At 61.8% G+C, this 17328-nt stretch carries 12 protein-coding genes and 1 pseudogene; 12 read left to right on the top strand and 1 reads right to left on the bottom strand.

The features are described 5' to 3' along the window. The first annotated feature begins 16 nt into the window (after positions 1-16). The 6 genes and pseudogenes from trbG (at position 17) to ACVILH_RS10905 (ending at position 4221) form a co-directional block, all read left to right on the top strand. A complete protein-coding gene (trbG, locus tag ACVILH_RS10880) occupies positions 17-964 on the top strand; it encodes a P-type conjugative transfer protein TrbG (RefSeq protein WP_456716942.1) in 948 nt (315 codons plus the stop codon). Next, positions 961-2160 carry a TrbI/VirB10 family protein gene (locus ACVILH_RS10885; RefSeq protein WP_456712887.1) on the top strand — a complete coding sequence of 400 codons (1200 nt, stop codon included), beginning with the start codon at positions 961-963 and terminating at the stop codon, positions 2158-2160. The genes trbG and ACVILH_RS10885 overlap by 4 nt, the downstream gene beginning before the upstream one ends. A gap of 2 nt (positions 2161-2162) precedes the next feature. Then, positions 2163-2393: a DUF2274 domain-containing protein gene (locus ACVILH_RS10890; protein WP_456712888.1), complete on the top strand. Its 231-nt coding sequence runs from the start codon at positions 2163-2165 to the stop codon at positions 2391-2393. A 273-nt stretch (positions 2394-2666) separates the two neighbouring features. After that, positions 2667-3026 carry a hypothetical protein gene (locus ACVILH_RS10895; protein WP_456712889.1) on the top strand — a complete coding sequence of 120 codons (360 nt, stop codon included), beginning with the start codon at positions 2667-2669 and terminating at the stop codon, positions 3024-3026. 9 nt (positions 3027-3035) lie between these two features. Next, complete coding sequence (locus ACVILH_RS10900; RefSeq protein WP_456712890.1) at positions 3036-3485, top strand: hypothetical protein; 450 nt, start codon at positions 3036-3038, stop codon at positions 3483-3485. A gap of 2 nt (positions 3486-3487) precedes the next feature. Then, positions 3488-4221 (top strand): annotated as a pseudogene (locus ACVILH_RS10905) (SOS response-associated peptidase). 411 nt (positions 4222-4632) lie between these two features. Here the strand turns inward: ACVILH_RS10905 and ACVILH_RS10910 are convergent. Next, complete coding sequence (locus ACVILH_RS10910; RefSeq protein WP_456712891.1) at positions 4633-4866, bottom strand: hypothetical protein; 234 nt, start codon at positions 4864-4866, stop codon at positions 4633-4635. A gap of 937 nt (positions 4867-5803) precedes the next feature. Between ACVILH_RS10910 and ACVILH_RS10915 the strand changes: the two genes are divergently transcribed. From ACVILH_RS10915 to ACVILH_RS10940, 6 genes are all read left to right on the top strand, one after another. Further along, positions 5804-8716, top strand: coding sequence for an FG-GAP-like repeat-containing protein (locus ACVILH_RS10915; RefSeq protein ID WP_456712892.1), 2913 nt, complete (start codon positions 5804-5806; stop codon positions 8714-8716). Positions 8717-8834: 118 nt separating this feature from the next. After that, positions 8835-12296 (top strand): RHS repeat domain-containing protein, encoded by a 3462-nt coding sequence (locus tag ACVILH_RS10920; RefSeq protein WP_456712893.1) that lies wholly within the window; start codon positions 8835-8837, stop codon positions 12294-12296. A gap of 11 nt (positions 12297-12307) precedes the next feature. Further along, entirely contained in the window at positions 12308-12598 is a 291-nt protein-coding gene (locus ACVILH_RS10925) for a hypothetical protein (RefSeq protein ID WP_456712894.1), read from the top strand. 777 nt (positions 12599-13375) lie between these two features. Then, positions 13376-15631: a type II secretion system secretin GspD gene (gspD, locus tag ACVILH_RS10930; RefSeq protein ID WP_456712895.1), complete on the top strand. Its 2256-nt coding sequence runs from the start codon at positions 13376-13378 to the stop codon at positions 15629-15631. Further along, positions 15631-16851, top strand: a complete 1221-nt coding sequence (locus ACVILH_RS10935) for a type II secretion system F family protein (protein ID WP_456712896.1) — start codon at positions 15631-15633, stop codon at positions 16849-16851. The genes gspD and ACVILH_RS10935 overlap by 1 nt, the downstream gene beginning before the upstream one ends. Beyond that, positions 16848-17318 (top strand): GspH/FimT family pseudopilin, encoded by a 471-nt coding sequence (locus ACVILH_RS10940; protein ID WP_456712897.1) that lies wholly within the window; start codon positions 16848-16850, stop codon positions 17316-17318. The genes ACVILH_RS10935 and ACVILH_RS10940 overlap by 4 nt, the downstream gene beginning before the upstream one ends. Positions 17319-17328: the final 10 nt, after the last annotated feature.

Consider the following 17328-nt stretch of genomic DNA (forward strand, 5'->3'; position numbering starts at 1 on the left):
TAAGCCGATCGACTGGATGTTAGGGGCCAGATGGATCAACGCGGCCGCGATTGCTGGTGCGCTCGGTGGATGCGTGACGACGACACCGCCGAAGGTCAGCTATGACAGCGAGGTGCCGCCTCTGGCTGCGCCGCCCGCGATCGTGGATGACAAGCCACGACCGCTACATTTGCCGCCGGCGTGGAAAGTGTCGCTCGGCGGCAAAGCGGGGGTCAAGGAGGAGGCAGAGCCGCTCGATCGTGTCGAGATGGCCAACAGCGCGGCCCGTGTGGAGCCTCGGAAGCGGGGGTATTTCAACGCGGCGCAAATCTATGCCTACAGTCCGGGCGCGCTTTATCAGGTCTATGCCGCACCCGGGCAGATCACCGACATCATGCTCGAGGAGGGTGAGCAGCTCACGGGATCCGGTCCGGTCTCGGCCGGGGACACCGTTCGCTGGGTCGTCGGTGATACCGAGAGCGGAGCGGGCGAGACTCGCCGCGTTCACATCCTGGTCAAGCCGACTCGTCCAGCGATCGAGACTAATCTCGTCGTCAACACCGACCGGCGGACCTATCTGATCGAGCTCCGGTCGCGCGAGAAGCCGTATATGCCGGCCGTTGCCTGGTACTATCCGCAGAATGCCAACGTCCGTGCGCAACAAGCTGCCTTGAAACCCGAATTGCCCGATCCGGCGCGGCGGCATCTTCGCTATCGCATCGAGGGCGATGATCCGCCCTGGAAGCCGGTGAATGCCTATGACGATGGGCGCAAGGTCTATATCGAGTTCGCCCGCGGCATCGTTCAGGGTGAAATGCCGCCGCTGTTCGTGATCGGCCCAGACGGCTCTCCGGAAATCGTCAACTACCGGACCTTCCGCAACATGATCATCGTCGATCGTCTGTTTGCCGCCGCTGAGCTGCGTCTCGGCGGCGAGCAGCAGCAGCAGGTCCGGATCGTCAGAACAGACGGGGCGTCCCAATGACCGGTCCGGAGGATATTGCTTCGGACGCGCCGAAGATGTCTGCAGTTGCAGACCAGCGCGCACAGGAGATGCGACTGAAGGGTGATCCGCCGCCGATCACACGGCTGTCGCGCAAGGTCCTGGCCGGAGGGAGCGCGATGGCTCTACTCTTGATTGGCGGCGCCTTCATCTGGGCATTGCAGGCCAGCAAACCACGCCAGTCAGGCTCGGGTGAGCTCTTCAGTACTGAGCACCACGACGTTGCGGACGGCGTATCGGCCTTGCCGCGCGATTATGCCAGCGTGCCGAAGGACGTTCCAACTCTTGGTCCGCCGCTGCCCGGCGATCTCGGCCGGCCGATCCTGGCCGCGCAGGGACAGGCATCCACCGGGATGCCAGACCAGGACCAGCAGCGGCGCGAGCAGGAGACGGAGGCTGCCCGCGTCAGCCGGCTGTTCGCGACGACCAACGTCCGCGAGACACAACCGCCGGCGACCGCGTCTCAGACCAGTGATCGGGCGGTTGTTTCGTCAGGCGCTGACGATCCGATTGCCCAGAATGGGCAAGAGCGAAAGCTCGCGTTCGTGAATGAGCCTGTCGACCGCCGTACGACAAGCCCAGATCGCGTGACGAGGCCCACATCGCCTTACGTGGTGCAGGCCGGGACCGTCATTCCGGGGGCCCTCATCACAGGAATCCGCTCGGATCTCCCCGGGCAAATCACGGCGCAAGTCACCGAGAACATCTTCGATACACCTTCGGGACGGGTCCTCTTGGTGCCGCAAGGAGCTCGGCTGATCGGAGCCTATGATAGCCAGGTGACCGCCGGTCAATCGCGCGTGCTCCTGGTCTGGACCAGGCTGATCATGCCGAATGGCCGATCCATAGTGCTCGAGCGGCAGCAAGGAGCGGATGCCGGCGGCTATTCGGGACTATCGGACGAGGTGGACAATCACTGGAGGCAACTTGCCGGAGCGGCGCTGCTATCGACATTGCTGTCCGTGGCCAGCGAGGTGAATGCTGGCGCCAATCCGAATACGAACAATGCGACGATCCTTCAGGCGCTGCGCCAAGGGTTCGGCAACGCAATGAGTCAGACGGGGCAGCAGCTCGTACGTCAGCAGATGAACGTTCAGCCGACTTTGACCGTCAGGCCTGGCTTTCCTGTGCGGGTGATCGTCAATCGTGATCTCGTATTGGAGCCCTATCGAGGATAGCCATGTCATCGATCTTGAAGATTACGGCGCTGCCCAATGAGAAACCCGTGAAGCTGACGGTAGAGTTGCCGGCTTCAGTGCATCGCGATCTCTTGGCTTATGCGCAGCTGATCGTGCCGCAGACCGGCAAAGCAGAGCAGGAGCTGGCTAACCTGATCGTGGCGATGGTGACGCGGTTTATGGCAACGGATCGTGCGTTCTTGAAAAAGCGACGCACTTCAGATCGGGGTTGACTGCCGGCGTGCCGGCTCTGGCGGGCCGCATAGACGAGTACGTCACCACAGCGCTGCAGGCCTCGAATGGCAGAGGGCCATCACTGAAAGGAGGTCTCCGACCGACGCGGCATGGCGGCTTCCTTGTTCCAGATTGCGGGCTGCCAAGCTCCCTGACCCCACCGACCCTCCGGGCAGCGGTGCAAAGACTCGACTCTGTGTTCATGTTGTGTTCTCATGATGGTCATGACGACCGACCGCCCCGCCAGCTGGCGCATGCCGACCCGGAGACAGATGGACCAGCTTGCCCGCTACGTCGGCAGGAAGGCCCCTCCCGGGCGCGGGCTCGCCCCAAACGACGACCTGCCGCCGGAATACTGGGAGGCGCTGCTGGAGGCCGCCGGCACCGCTGGTGACCAAGCGGGACCCGACGCGGCCCGACGACTGCTTCGACTCAATCAGGTGCCGGATCACGTGCTGCGCATCGGATGCCGGCGCTGCGGCCGAACCGTCGAGATCCAGAAGGCCGATGCCGTCCGGCTTTACGGTCCAGAGTCGGTCTGGCGGGACGTGGGCCAGCGCTTGCTCGACGACACCTGCACGCAGAGGACGGGACGCCACGAAGAGGACGGCTGCTGGCCGTCGTTTGGGTGAGCCGGCTGGATGGCGCCCAAACGTCACCCGACACCGCTCAGCGGAGGCGACCGCAAGGCGTTGCAGAAGGAGCTCGGCCGGCCTCGCGCAATGACGACCATCCTCGCCGAGCAGGCGGCCGAAGCACGGGCCGAAGGCGAGGCGCTGATCCGCAAGGCCGATAAGCTTCTCTCCGAAAGCTGGAACGAGCGGATGTGGGCCAACGGCGGCCCGGTCGACCCGTCGCCAGCGATCGACCAGGCGATCAACGGCGGCTATTCGTGGCTCGAGATCGCGTGCTCCAGCTGCAATGCGCGGCGGGAGGTCGACTTGGCCACGCTGCGCCATCCGCCGACCACGTTTGTCCACGACCTGGCTGGCCGGCTCCGGTGCAGCCGGTGTGCGGGGGCTAATCGCCGGCCGCCTGCGACGCTGGTACAACTGGCGCAGCGCCCCCGCCAGGCCGCTCCGGAGACCTGACGATGTGCAATCTCTACTCGATGACCAAGAACGCCGACGCCATCCGGCGGCTGTTCGGAGTGCAGCCGGGGAACGACCGCACCGGCAATCTGCCGTCCATGCCGGGCATCTTCCCGGACTATCCCGCGCCGATCGTCCGCAACTCGGCCGCCGGCCTGGAGCTTGCGATGGCGAGGTGGGGCATGCCGTCCTCGGCAAAGGCCATGATGGATGCGACCAAGAAGCGGGCCGAGAAGCTTGAAGCCAAGGGCAAGACCGTTGATTTCAAGGAGCTGTTGCGCCTCGAACCGGACAGCGGGACGACCAACATTCGCAACGTCGGCAGCGCGCACTGGAAACGCTGGCTGGGCCCGGACCACCGCTGCCTGGTCCCGTTCACCTCATTCTCCGAGTACGACACGATTGATGGCAAGAAGGTGCCCGTCTGGTTCGCCGCCGACGAGAGCCGGCCTCTCCTGGCGTTCGCCGGCCTCTGGACAACCTGGACATCGGTCCGCAAAGCCAAGGAGGGCGAGGTCACGATCGACGTGTATGGTTTCCTGACCTGTGAGCCGAACGCCGAGGTTGATGCCGTGCACCCGAAGGCGATGCCGGTGATCTTGACCACTTCCGAGGAATTCGAGGCTTGGCTGCGGGCGCCCTGGACGAGGCCAAAGCACTGCAGCGGCCGCTCCCGGACGGGGCGCTGCAGATCGTGGCGACCGGCCCAAAAGAGGACGCGGTGCCTTCGGGCTAGCTCTACGGGCGCGCACGGAACACATGAGCTCTGCCGATAGCACCCCTGCCGCCTACAAACCGCCCGGAACGGCGGGCGGTCGGAAAGATGGTGGAGTGATTTCGATATTGCGACCTCCGCTATCGCCCGTCAGGACCGCCCCGACGGCCTGTCGTTCGACGAAGCCTTCGCGGAGGTCCAGAGCGCTTTCTGTAGCTTCTACTACGCGCTCGCCCAGCGCCTAGTCTAAGCTCGGCTTCGATCCGCTTCTCCCTTCCGGGCCTCTTCCCTCCGCCGCTCGGCCTAGCGTTTTTTCTGATCGAGTTGAACTCCGCGGCGAGCTTTTGAGCATCCTCGACGTTGGGGGGCGGGGAGCGGCCCTGTGCTTCGCTTCCCGACGGCGTCCTCTCGTCGTGCCGCTGGGCTCCCCCTTCAAGTCTGTAGGCCGGCATGCTCACCGGATCGGCCGCTCGATCCGGCCGCACGCTTCAGCGCCACGCTCGGCTTCGCCATGGTGGCGGCGACCACGTCCCGATCTTTGGTTTCCTTGGCGACGTCCTGATGAAAGAGATTGCTCCCTGCACGCCATGCCTCCAGCGCCGCCTTCATAAACGGCGCTGCGATCGCGAAATCGCAGAACCCAAGCGAGGTCTGATAGAGATTCATGTAGTGCGACACGTTAGGTTACCTGCACGACCGCAAGGCAACAGCATACGATGCAGCATATGTGGTGCCCCTTGCCATCTGGCAGTTAAGATCAGGCGCTCCGTCCGTCCATCAAACCGCCCCGGCTCTCCAGCACTGTCTTTGGCCCAGCCATTGCGCCGTGCGACGCGGCTTCCGGACTCTTGGCCATCTTGGCGGCTAGGACGGCGCTTGGCCGACATCAGCTGCCCGGTCACAACGGAGCTCTCAGAGCCTCGGATCGGCCATTCGCCAAAGGCGCCCTTGCGCTACGTAGTAGCGTACGTCCAGTGTCGTGGGATGCTTCAAGCCGACTTGCGCTGGTTGCCGGCGGCTGGCTTCTTCGCCGGTGCCTCCTGACGGCGGCATTGTTCCCGGATAACGGCATTAGCATCTCCCGGCCGGCGGCAGCCTTCTTCGGCTTCCTCTCGGGCTTCGCTTCCTGTGATGGCTGCCGCGTGCAGACAAAACCGCAATCAGGTCGCATCACTGGTCCTGATCCCTTATGCGCTTCACCCGCGAAGTCTAGTGTAGTGGTGCAGTTGGTAGAGAAGTGACGCTCGTTGTAAAGGAGCGCTTCGTTGCCACCGCATCAGCTTTCTGGCCGTTCCGATCCGCGCCATTCGCGGCCGTGCTTGCACATGACAACCACATGAATGCTGGGTGGTCCTTTTTGGTGCATTCGAGGTGATCCGCCGGTCCACTCCTCCGCGACGCGGCGCTCCAACATTCCAAGGCGCGTTGCATGCGGACATCTCGTTGCTCGCGACCGTAGAGAGCGCGGCGTAGCTTGATCGAAGTTGTAATTGTAGTTCGCGCTCCCGCCCATGTTGTGGATAAAGCTTCGGTATAAATTGACCGTTCGAAACGAATAGCGTTCCATCAGCATGGAATAGTGCAGATGCTGCGGGGGGCAGGCATGTTCGGTGGTTCGGCTGCGGTGGGTAGAGGCAAGGGCGCGCAGGTCTTATTAAGGCGAGCAGCATGCCTGGGTTTCGGCATCATTTTTTGTTTCTCAAATTCAACCTTAAGTAGTGCCGGCAGTATGTCGCTGCCTGGTCAGTTCTCGGTCGGTCAGGTCGGGGCTGCGGCGTATTCCGTTCCGATCGCGTTGCCGCCTGGAACGGCTGGCGTGAGTCCGTCCTTATCGTTGAATTATAGCAGCCAAGGAGCGAGTGGGTTGCTCGGTGTGGGCTGGTCTCTTGGTGGTCTTTCTGCAATCGGCCGTTGTCCGAGGACGGTAGCGCAAGACGGTGTGGGGGGTGGAGTTAACTTTGACGGTAACGACCGCTTTTGTCTGGATGGACGGCGGCTCGTTGCGATCAATGGTGTGTACGGGGCGGACGGGACGGAATATCGTACCGAGATCGAGTCCTACTCCAAGGTCATCTCGCATGGGGCCGCTGGTAATGGTCCGGCTTGGTTCGAGTTGCATACGAAGGCCGGGCAGACGATGGAGTTCGGTCGTACGAGTGACTCCCGGGTGCTGGCCTCAGGTAAGGCGGCTGCACGTGCGTGGCTGCTTGATAAGGTGAGCGATAGCAAGGCGAACTATTTCTCTGTCGCGTACATGAACGACGCGCCGAATGGGCAGGCGTACCCGCAGCGTATCGACTACACCGGAAATACGGCGGCAGGATCGGCGCCCTATAATTCAGTAGAGTTCGTGTATGCATCGCGTCCCGATTATGTGCCGTCTTACCAGGCTGGTTCGGTGTCGCAGCTCCCCTATCGGCTTACCAACGTCAAGACATATGCTGGGTCCGGTCTAGTGGCCGACTATCAGATGTCGTACCAGCAGAGTGGGTCGAGTGGACGTAGCGAGCTTGTGTCTTTGAAGCTATGTGCCGGAGATGGGATTTGTTTGCCCCCATCGAGCTTCGGTTGGCAAGTCGGTGCGAGCAATGGTTCTTTTTCGGAGTCTACTCAGACTCTTCCGAATGGATGGAATTTCAACCTTGCGCATTATCCGGGTGAGATTCCGGTCGTCGGCGACTTCAATGGCGACGGCAAGACGGACTATTTGCTGGTGGATGCGAACGGCTATCCAAATCAGTACGTTTTTATGAGCAACGGCGATGGAACATTCACCGGGCAGACTCAGACGTTGCCGAACGGGTGGAATATCAGGTCGCCCAATGATGTTCTTCAGGTGACCGGTGACTTTAATGGTGATGGAAGGACTGATTTCGTCCTCATCGATGTCCATGGCTATCCGAATCAATATGTGTTTATGAGTAATGGTGACGGTACATTCACGGGGTACACTCAGACGCTTCCCAACGGTTGGAGCTTCAATAATGGGGCAGGATCGTACCAGCTGATCCCAATCACTGGAGACTTCAATGGAGATGGGCGGGCTGACTACCTTCTGATCGATGGCAGTGGCTATCCTTATCAGTATGTTTTCATCAGCAATGGCGACGGAACGTTCACTGGACAAACTCAAACGCTGCCCAATGGTTGGAACTTCGCGTCAGCGGTTTCCGTTTCGACGGCGCCAAACGCTGGATATGGGCTAGCGCATGCTTGGAGTGCGCCGTCGCCGCCCACGCCACATGAATTCATTCCGGTCACGGGCGATTTCAATGGCGACGGTAAGACGGACTATCTGTTGATCGATACCAACGGCTATCCGTACCAATATGTATTCTTGAACAATGGCGATGGAACCTTTGCAGGTCAAACCCAGACCCTACCTAACGGATGGAATTTCAACACCACGTCAGGATCAGGTTACAAACTTATTCCCATCACAGGTGACTTTAATGGTGATGGCGTGACAGACTACATTCTGATCGACGGCGGTGGCTATCCCAATCAGTACGTCTTCATCGGCAAGGGGGATGGGACGTTTCTCGGGCAAACGCAGACGCTGCCAAATGGATGGTCCTGGAACTTGGCGCAAAATCCAGGCGAGGTGCCGATCGTCGGTGACTTCAATAGAGATGGTAAGACTGACTACCTGCTAGTCGATACCAACGGCTATCCGTACCAGTACGTCTTCTTGAACAATGGCGACGGCACGTTTACCGGCCAGACGCAGACCCTGCCGAACGGCCTGAAATTCTCGAACCCCCACGGGTACATTCCGATCCGAGGTGATTTCAACGGTGATGGACGATCAGAGTTCATCCTGATCGATGGGAACGGATATCCCTATCAATACGCCTTCGCCAGCAATGGGCCGATCGGCGACTTGATGACCTCGATCTCGACCGGTACTGGTGCCAACATTGCTATTACGTATCAGCCGCTAACGAACTCGAGTGTCTACTCGAAGGATAGCAACGCGTCCTACCCGCGGGTCGATATCCAGGGTCCGATGTATGTTGCCTCACGCGTTGACAGCTCGAATGGCATCGGCGGGGTCTCCCGGACGACTTACACTTATGCTGGTGCCAAGGTTGATCTGACCGGTCGTGGCATGCTCGGTTTCCGGCAGATGACGGTGCGGGACGAGCAGACCGGGATCAGAAGCGCGACGACGTATCGGCAGGACTTTCCGTACACTGGCGCAACGTCAGCCGTGACCAGTTCGCTTGGCTCGCAGACGATTGGACAGAAGAGCTTCACCTATGTTGCAACATCGGCGCCACCGTATAGCGTCCAGCTCTCGCAAGTGGTCTCGAGCGGTTCGGATCTGGATGGTTCTGCATTGCCGACGGTGACGACGTCGAACCAGTACGATACGTACGGCAATCCGACCCAAGTGGCGGTGTCGACGTCGGATGGATTCAGTAAGACGACGGTGAACACCTACAGCAACGATCCGACGCTCTGGTACCTAGGCCGGTTGACCAGGTCGGTGGTGACGAGCGCAACGCCCTGAATTGACGGGGGGAGACGACTGCCGCGTGCCTGCGCGCGCGGCAGCGGGTGAGTTGTGTCCTGTGTTGGGGCGATGACGTTTATTTTTGGCTGGTTCGGCGACTTGGGGGCTTGGCGCCATGCGAAATGTAATCAAAGGTGGATATATCGCGGCGACGCTCGTCGGATTGGTCGCGAGCGGCCCGGGCTGGGCCGCTAGTACGGTCACGCAGACGTCGTCGTTTGCGTATGACGCCGACACCGGGCTGGTGACCCAGCAGGTGGTCGAGCCCGACACGCCGGCGTTCCGCCTGCAGACCGATTACAGCTATGACAATTTCGGCAATGTGCTGACCACGACAGTGAGTGGGGCTGACATCGTCACCCGCGGCAGCGTGAGCAGTTACGATACGCGCGGCCAGTTCGCCACCTCGAACAGCAACGCGCTGGGGCAAAGCGAGAGCGTGCAGTATGACGCGCGATCTGGTTCACCAACCAGCCAGACCGGACCGAACGGGCTGACGACGAGCTGGAGCTATGACGGCTTCGGCCGCAAGATCCTGGAGATTCGCCCCGACGGAACCCAGACCAAATGGGCGTACCAGTTTTGCAGCGGGGTCAACGGCGGAACAGCGACCTGCCCGACGGGAGCGATCTATCAGGTTCAGGAAACGCCCTATGCGGCGGACGGGACCACGGTCGACGGTCCGTTCGTCATCGTCCATTACGACGTGCTCGATCGGGAAATCGCGCGGGACAGCCAGGGCTTCGACGGCAGCACAATCCGGGCGACGACCAGCTACGATGCGTTGGGGCGGGTCGCGCAGACCAGCCGGCCGTATTTCGTCAACGGCGGCACGCCAGTCTATACTGCGTTCACCTATGATGTGCTGGGCAGGGCGCTGAGCAAGACCAAGCCCGACGGCAGCGTGTCGCAGGTCGCCTATCATGGTCTGAGCGTCACCAAGACCAATGCGCTTGGCCAGACCCGATCGGTCACGCGGGACAGCCAGGGCAAAGTCGTGTCGGTGACCGATGCGCTCAACCAGACCATGACGTTTGGCTATGACGCGGCCGGCAATCTGGTGCGCACCACCGACCCGGTCGGTAACGTCGTGACCGCGAGCTACGACGTCAGGGGCAACAAGGTCGCGAGCTCGGATCCCGACCTCGGTACCTGGAGCTACGCCTACAACACGCTCGGGCTCCTGGTCAGCCAGACCGACGCCAAGGGTCAGACGGTCACCCAAAGCTACGACAACCTCGACCGCATGGTGCAGTCGGTCGAGCCGGACATGACCTCGATCTGGATCTATGACACTGCCGCGCACGGCGTTGGCAAGCTGGCCTCGACCGTCATCACGGCGGGTCCCGGCAACGGATACTCCCGGACGGTGAGCTACGACGCGCTCGGACGCCCGGTGCAGGTCGCGACCACGATCGACGGTGCGATCTATACGATGGGGGCAAGCTATGACGCCAACGGGCTCCTGAGCACGGTCAGCTACCCCTCCGGCTTCACCGCGCGCTATGGCCATACCGCCCTGGGCGATACCAACCAGTTGCTCGACAATACGACTGGCCAGTCCTACTGGACCGTGAACACGCTGGATGCTGAGCTGCGGATCACGCAGGACACTGCGGGCAATGGCCTGACCACCACGCGCAGCTTCGATGCCCTGACCGGACGGTTGGTGGGCATTGCGACCGGCGGCGGCGCGGTGCAGAACTTCAGCTACACCTATGACCGCCGCGGCAATCCGCTCTCGCGCTCGGACGCCAACACCAATCTGAATGAGACCTTCACCTATGACGCACTGAGTCGGTTGACGTCATCCACGGTCAACCTGACACCGACGCCGCTGTCGAAGACCTTCACCTACGACCCCATCGGCAATCTGCTGACCAAGTCCGACGTCGGGACCTACAGCTATCCCGCGGCCGGCTCCACCAAGCCGCATGCGGTGATGAGCGTCTCCGGCGCATCGATCAGCACGACCTTCACCTATGACGCTAACGGCAACCAGACCTCTGGTCTCGGCCGCAGCCTCGTCTACACCTCCTACAACAAGCCGTCGAGCATCACGCAGGGGACGCGGACGATCTCGTTCTTGGACGATACCGATCATCAGCGCTTCAAGCAGGTGACGCCGGAGGCGACGACGCTGTACATCGCAGCGTTTGGGGTGACGGCGGAAGTCAGCAATCCTGGAACGCTGACCCAGAAATGGACCGACTATCTGTCGGTCGGAGGTACATCGGTCGGCATTCGGGTGACTCAAGCAAGCATGGCCACGCCGTCGACGCGATATCTCCACAAGGACCACCTCGGCTCCGTCGCGGTGATCACGAATGAGAACGGCGTGGTGCAGGAGCGGCTATCCTACGACGCCTGGGGCAAGCGGCGTCTTGCCAACGGGGCAGACGATCCTGCCGGCAGCATCACCAGCCAGACGACCCGCGGGTTCACGGGAGAGGAGCAGCTGTCGGTCGCCGGTCTCGTGCATCTGAATGGCCGTGTTTACGATCCCATCCTTGCTCGTATGACAAGTGCAGATCCGACTGTGCCATATGCAACCAGCTCGCAAGGATGGAATAGGTATTCATATGCGCGCAATCGACCAGTCCGATCGGTGGATCCCTCAGGGTTCGGAGATTACGACTATCTCGGTGTTTCTGACATCGACGAATCTGGGCTGCCCGCATGGAACGGCTATTCAATTATGCCCCTGTATGGACTCTCTTCTTCGACGAGCTCTGGTGGTTATTCCAGTTCTGCGAGCGGCTCGAGTTGGAGCTTCGGCTACACACCGTTGCCGTCTCCTACTATCTTTCCTTCGGTTGATGTTTCCCCGTTTCAAGCCCAGGTGGCTGCCGACAATGCCGTAAACGCTGCCCGTCAGGCACAGGTGTTAGCGGACATGGACGCTTACAATCAGCAGCTTAAGCAAAAATTCGAGGGCTTTGCGATTGGCAATAATCTGCAACAAGCGCAAAAGGCGCAAGTCATACAGGTAGGAAACAACGGCGGTCCGCGAAGCGGTAAAGGGCCGGATCCATTCAGCGCGGTCGGAGACTTCATGAGTCGCTGTCTCGAGGAATGTGGAGGAATAAACTATTTTACTGGCTCCAATGGGTTGCGAAGGGGGATCGCCGGACTATTGGAATTGTGCGGGGTCGGATGCGAAGAAGGCACGCAGGCGTCAATTGGTGATCTGCCAGGTGAAGCCATGGTCGGCATATTGGGGGCAATGGCTGCCACAAGAGTAGGCGCTGGCTCAATTCGCGGCGGGCGGTTCTACCGGGGAGCCAGAGTGGGTGAGGCACCGTCCTTTGTTCCAAGACCACAGGATTTCCAAGTCGATCGTCAGACGGGCCTTGTGAAGGAGGGTTACGGGCTATCTGTGTTCAACAATGCTGAAAGCCTTCGATCCAAAGGATTTATTCCGTACGAGGTCGACCAAAGCTCGATACCAGACTCTCTGCGTATAATTCAGCGCGGCCGGGATCCGAATCATTTCGAGATCGTGCCTCAAGTGGGTGCAAAGTTGACACCTGAACAGTACATTCAAGCGTGTAGCAGCATTGTCTGCATCAAGTGATGGAGAGGACCATGCAAGAGTTCGCCCTCATGTTTCCGCCTGATTTTGCAGATTATGAATGGGAGGTGACAGTAAAGGGACACTTCTCGCAGGCGAAACTTGTAGTCGATGGAAGAAGCTATAGCTTGAGCTTCTTTGACCCTGCGCGTCTGGCTCAGGAAATTCAGGACGAGCTAAGCAGGGGTGAAATATTTCTGGAGCCGAATCTGGTGGTAATTTCCTCTTTGACACGAGTGGAAATTGAACGGGCGGTTGAGTTATTGATGACGAGAGGTTGTGTCGAAAGGCTCTTGCCTGATTAGAGAATTGGCGCGGTAGAGATTGAGATTCGCTGGATTGAACATAAACTGTACTGAGATTCACGTAGTGGGTTGAATGGCTGCATGAAAGTTTGGAGCGTCCTAGGTGTTCGGCGATCCTGATTTATGCGATGCGGCTTTGGTTGTGCAGTGTGTCGTTCGGCGCACTCCGTGTACTAAAGTATGTACATGATTAGCTGGCGTGTCGTGCGAACAATATCTCTCGCTTTCAAAACCTTCTAGAATCTGCTTGTTTGTTGGCGAGCATACTTGGCGCTTCGCGATGGGGTGAACTGTAGTGCGTGGTGGCTGGTATCGGCCGGTGGGTGGTCTTCCCCGTGGCGCTGGTGCTGTCGGCTTGTCAGACAATGGAGGAAGTGTTCGCGGGGGGGGGGCGCGAGCGCGGTGGAGTCCGATGGGGTGGCGCAGGCGCGGGCGGCGATGCGGTCCCATGCAGGAAATGTACGTGCCGGAAGAATTGCAGGCTCTCCGCTGCTTCTTTGAAGATGAGGGCGTGCATTATTTCGCAACGCTTCTTTCCGCCGGTGTGGCGCTGCAGTGACGAGTGGAACTTGGCCGAGTCAATGCAGCTCTGAATTGTGATCGGTTGCGGTCCCTGCAAATGTTGCATTAATGCATGTGCATGACTCATTGACGCATCCCGCAAACAATATCTCTGGTGACCGAAACCCCTTAGACTGTGCTTGTTAGTTGCTGGGTAGTGTAGCTGTTCGAAGTCGGGGTGATTGCGTGCGCGGCGGAGTTCGCAAAGGTCGTTGGATGGCGCTGCCCGTGGCGCTGACGCTGTCGGCGTGCCAGACCATGGAGGAGGGCACGTCGTCGTTCGCCTGGAGTACGAGTGCCGCGGATTCCGGAGCGGCAGTGCAGGCGCAGGCGGCGATGCGGTCGCCCGCAGGGAGTGCGCGTCCGGGCAAGCTGTCGGGGTCACCGCTGCTCGACGACAATAGGGGCGGGCCGGCGACGATGGTCGAGGGCACCGGGCGCTTCGTCGGCGAGCCGCGGACGGGGGCGGTGTCGCGCGGCACGGAGGATGTGGTCGACGGCGTCACGATCAATCTCCTCGGCGTGCCGGCGCCGCAGGCGGCGAAGACGGTGCTGGGGGACATTCTCGGGGTCAAATACACCGTCGACCCGGGAATCGAGGGGCGGATCACGATCCAGACGCCGAAGCCGGTGGCGCGGGCCGCGGTCATTGACCTGTTCCAGGCGGCGTTGCGGGCTAACAACGCGGCTGTCGTCAATAACCGTGGCATCTATCGTATCGTGGCGGCGGACCAGGCCGTGACGTCATCAGCGTATCGCACGGATGACGTTGCTGATGGCGGCGAGATGGTCGGCAACGAGCTGCAGGTGGTGCAGCTGAAATATGTCTCGGCGTCCGAGATCCGGCGCGTGGTCGAGCCGATTGCGCCGCGCGGCGGGGTGGTGCGGGTCGATGATGCGCGCAGCCTGATCACGTTGTCCGGCAATCGCCAGGAGATCGCGGCGATGATGGAGGCGATCGCGCTGTTTGACGTCGACACCATGAAGGGCATGTCGTTCGCTCTGATCCCGGTCAAGACCTCGGCGCCCGACGCGATCGCCACCGAGCTCAAAAGCGTTTTCGCCTCTGACCGCGACGGGCCGATGGCCGGCATGGTGCAGTTCGTACCCAACAAGCGGCTGCGCTCGATCCTCGTGATCTCGCCGCAGGTTGCGTATCTGCGCCGCGCCGAGACCTGGATCCGCAAGCTCGACGCGCAGGCGCAAGGGTCCGAGAAGCAGCTCTTCACCTACGCCGTGCAGAACCGCCGCGCGCAGGAGCTGGTCGACGTGCTGCAGTCGATGTTCACGACGGACACGCAGGCCGCGACCGCCGGGCGGCGCACCGTCGCGCCGAACTATCAAGAGGCCAGCGTTCAGTCGCAGCCGTCGCAGTCCGGCGGCGGGTTTTCGGGGTCGTCGTCGCCGTCCTTCACCGGTGGGCTTGGAGCGTCGGGCGGCGGCTTCGGCGGCATGCGCAATTCCGCGCCGACGGCCGCTCCACCGAGCGTCACGCCCGCTACGGCGACATCGGCGCCCACCAGCCGCGACGGCGATGCGGACGGGCCGCGGCTGCGCATCGTTGCCGACGAGGCCAAGAATGCGATCCTGATCGAGGCTGCCTCCGCCGACTACAAGCGTGTGCTGCAGGTGATCGAGCGCCTCGATCAGATGCCGAACCAGGTGTTGATCGAGGCGACCATCGCCGAGGTCACCCTGAACGACGAGCTGCGCTTTGGCGTGCAATGGTATATGCAGAAGCACAGCTCGAAATTCACCCTGACGGAAGCGGCCTCCGGCGTCGTCAGCTCGGTGTTTCCCGGCTTCTCCTATGCGCTGACCGCGGCGAACATCGTTGCGACCATCGACACGCTGAACCAGATCACCAACGTCAACATCGTCTCCTCGCCGTCGTTGACCGTGATGGACAACAAGCCAGCCGTGCTGCAGATCGGGGACCAGGTGCCGATCACGACGCAATCGGCGACGGGCACGCTGACCCCAGGCGCGCCGATCGTCAATTCCGTGAGCTACAAGGATACGGGCGTGATCCTGTCGATCATCCCGCGCATCAACGAGAGCGGGCGCGTGCTGCTCGATATCGAGCAGGAGGTGTCGAGCGTGGCGCCGACCACGACGTCGAACATCGATTCGCCGACCATCCGGCAACGCAAGATCCGGACCTCGGTGGTCGTGAACGACAGCGACGCGCTGGTGCTTGGCGGGCTGATCCAGGATAGCCGCACCGCAGGGCGTAGCCAGTTGCCGATCATCGGCGATATTCCATTCGTCGGCAATTTCGCCGGCAGCCGCGACAACGTCATCGGCAAGACCGAGCTGATCATCCTGATCCGGCCACATGTGATGCGCAGCCTCGACGAGGCGCGCTATGTCACCGACGAATATCGCCGATTCATGGCGATCGAGGGACCGCACCGCCGCGCGCCAGCGCGGCGCCGCGCCGAGGACACCGGACGCAGGATCCTCGACTGATGCCGCGCTTCCTCTACCGCGCCTATGGCACCGACGGCTCCTTCGCGGAGGGGACGATCGAGGCCGCGTCGGCGGCGGCTGCGAATGCGGCGCTATGGGCGCAGGGACTGTCGCCGTTCCAGATGCGCGCTGCGGACAGCGACGGCACCAAATGGTGGAACCGCGAGATCACGCTCGGTGGCGGGTCCGACCGCGGCGATCTGCTCGCGTTCACGCGCGAGTTCTCCACTCTCTGCGTTGCCGACATCCCGATGGACGACGCGTTGCGTATAGTGCAGGCGCAGGCCTCCGCGCCGCGGCTGCGGACGCTGGTGGAGGCGCTGCTCGCTGACGTGCTCAATGGCCGGCCGCTATCGGACGCGATGCAGGGCCAGCCGCGCGTCTTTCCCGCCGATTATGTCGCTGTTGTGCGCGCCGGCGAGACCGGTGGGCGGCCTGCCCAGGTGCTGGTCGAACTCGCCGAGCTCTTGGAGCGGCGGGCGGAGATCCGGGCGCGTGTCCAGTCGGCGCTGATCTATCCGTCGATGCTGATCGTGCTCAGCCTCGCCACGCTCGCGATCATCGTCGGCGGCGTGATCCCGTCGATGGCACCGATCTTCATCCAGAGCGGCAAGCCCGTGCCGCTGACGATCCAGATCATGCTGGCGTTGAAGGCGCACTGGCTCGAGATCGTGATCGCAAGCCTCGCTGTGGTCGCGTTGCTCGGTGCTGCCCTTGCATTTGCCATGGCCGATGCCGGTCGCCGCCAGCGGCTCGATCGGCTCGCTCTGCGGCTGCCGCTGCTCGGAGGATTCCTGTTGCAACAGGACACCGCGCGCTTCGCCCGCACGCTGGGCACCATGCTGATGGCCGGCGTGCCGCTGATCGCGGCAGCGAGATCGGCAAGCGAGGTTGTCGGCAACCGCCATCTGCGGGCCGGCATGGACCAGGCGATCGAGGCCGTCCAGCAGGGCACGGCGCTGCACCGGGCATTGCGCAACTTTGTCGTGCTGCCGGCTGTGGCGCTGCAGATGATCGCGGTGGGCGAGGAGGCCGGCAAGCTCGACCGCATGCTGCTGCGGGTGGCCGAGATGCTGGAGAAGCAGTTGCAGACCAATGTCGACCGCTTCATGGCGGCGCTGACGCCGGCCATGACCGTCGGCATCGCCGTCATCATCGGCGCGCTGATCATGCCGGTGATGAATGCAGTGCTCAGCATCAACGATCTGGCTGGGCGATGAGCGCGCTGACGACACATTGGCCGGAGGAGACGAGCGCGGGCTTCACGCTGGTCGAGATGCTCGCCGTGCTGGTGATCCTGGCGCTCGCAGCGACTGCGGCGATGCCGCTGCTGTCGCGCGGTGCCGGCACTGTGAGCCTCGATGCGGCGACCAGCGAGATTGCCTCAGCACTGCGCGCCACGCGTGCCGCCGCGATCGTGCAGAACCGAATGATGACCTTGAACGTCGATGTCGACCGCCGCACCTTCGGCTCGGATGTGGTGAAGCCGCGATCGTTCGCGCCGGGCATCCAGGCGAAGCTGACCTATGCGGCCGCCACGCGCTCGGGCGCCGCAGAAGGCGGCTTCCGCTTCTTTCCGGACGGCTCGTCGACCGGTGGCGATCTGAGCCTGGAGCTTGGCGGACGGCAGGTCCGGCTGTGTGTCGAATGGCTGACGGGAACGGTGCGCACGGCGGCCGCATGTTGAGAGGATGGAG

It is taken from the genome of Bradyrhizobium sp. USDA 4353 (genome assembly GCF_054063215.1).

Excerpts from the sequence above, each read along its gene's own strand:
- trbG (WP_456716942.1), top strand. The coding sequence starts at position 17 with ATGTTAGGGGCCAGATGGATCAACGCGGCCGCGATTGCTGGTGCGCTC.
- gspD (WP_456712895.1), top strand. The coding sequence starts at position 13,376 with ATGGCGCTGCCCGTGGCGCTGACGCTGTCGGCGTGCCAGACCATGGAG.
- ACVILH_RS10900 (WP_456712890.1), top strand. The coding sequence starts at position 3,036 with ATGGCGCCCAAACGTCACCCGACACCGCTCAGCGGAGGCGACCGCAAG.
- ACVILH_RS10925 (WP_456712894.1), top strand. The coding sequence starts at position 12,308 with ATGCAAGAGTTCGCCCTCATGTTTCCGCCTGATTTTGCAGATTATGAA.
- ACVILH_RS10890 (WP_456712888.1), top strand. The coding sequence starts at position 2,163 with ATGTCATCGATCTTGAAGATTACGGCGCTGCCCAATGAGAAACCCGTG.
- ACVILH_RS10910 (WP_456712891.1), bottom strand. The coding sequence starts at position 4,866 with ATGAATCTCTATCAGACCTCGCTTGGGTTCTGCGATTTCGCGATCGCA.
- ACVILH_RS10940 (WP_456712897.1), top strand. The coding sequence starts at position 16,848 with ATGAGCGCGCTGACGACACATTGGCCGGAGGAGACGAGCGCGGGCTTC.
- ACVILH_RS10935 (WP_456712896.1), top strand. The coding sequence starts at position 15,631 with ATGCCGCGCTTCCTCTACCGCGCCTATGGCACCGACGGCTCCTTCGCG.
- ACVILH_RS10920 (WP_456712893.1), top strand. The coding sequence starts at position 8,835 with ATGCGAAATGTAATCAAAGGTGGATATATCGCGGCGACGCTCGTCGGA.
- ACVILH_RS10885 (WP_456712887.1), top strand. The coding sequence starts at position 961 with ATGACCGGTCCGGAGGATATTGCTTCGGACGCGCCGAAGATGTCTGCA.
- ACVILH_RS10895 (WP_456712889.1), top strand. The coding sequence starts at position 2,667 with ATGGACCAGCTTGCCCGCTACGTCGGCAGGAAGGCCCCTCCCGGGCGC.
- ACVILH_RS10915 (WP_456712892.1), top strand. The coding sequence starts at position 5,804 with ATGTTCGGTGGTTCGGCTGCGGTGGGTAGAGGCAAGGGCGCGCAGGTC.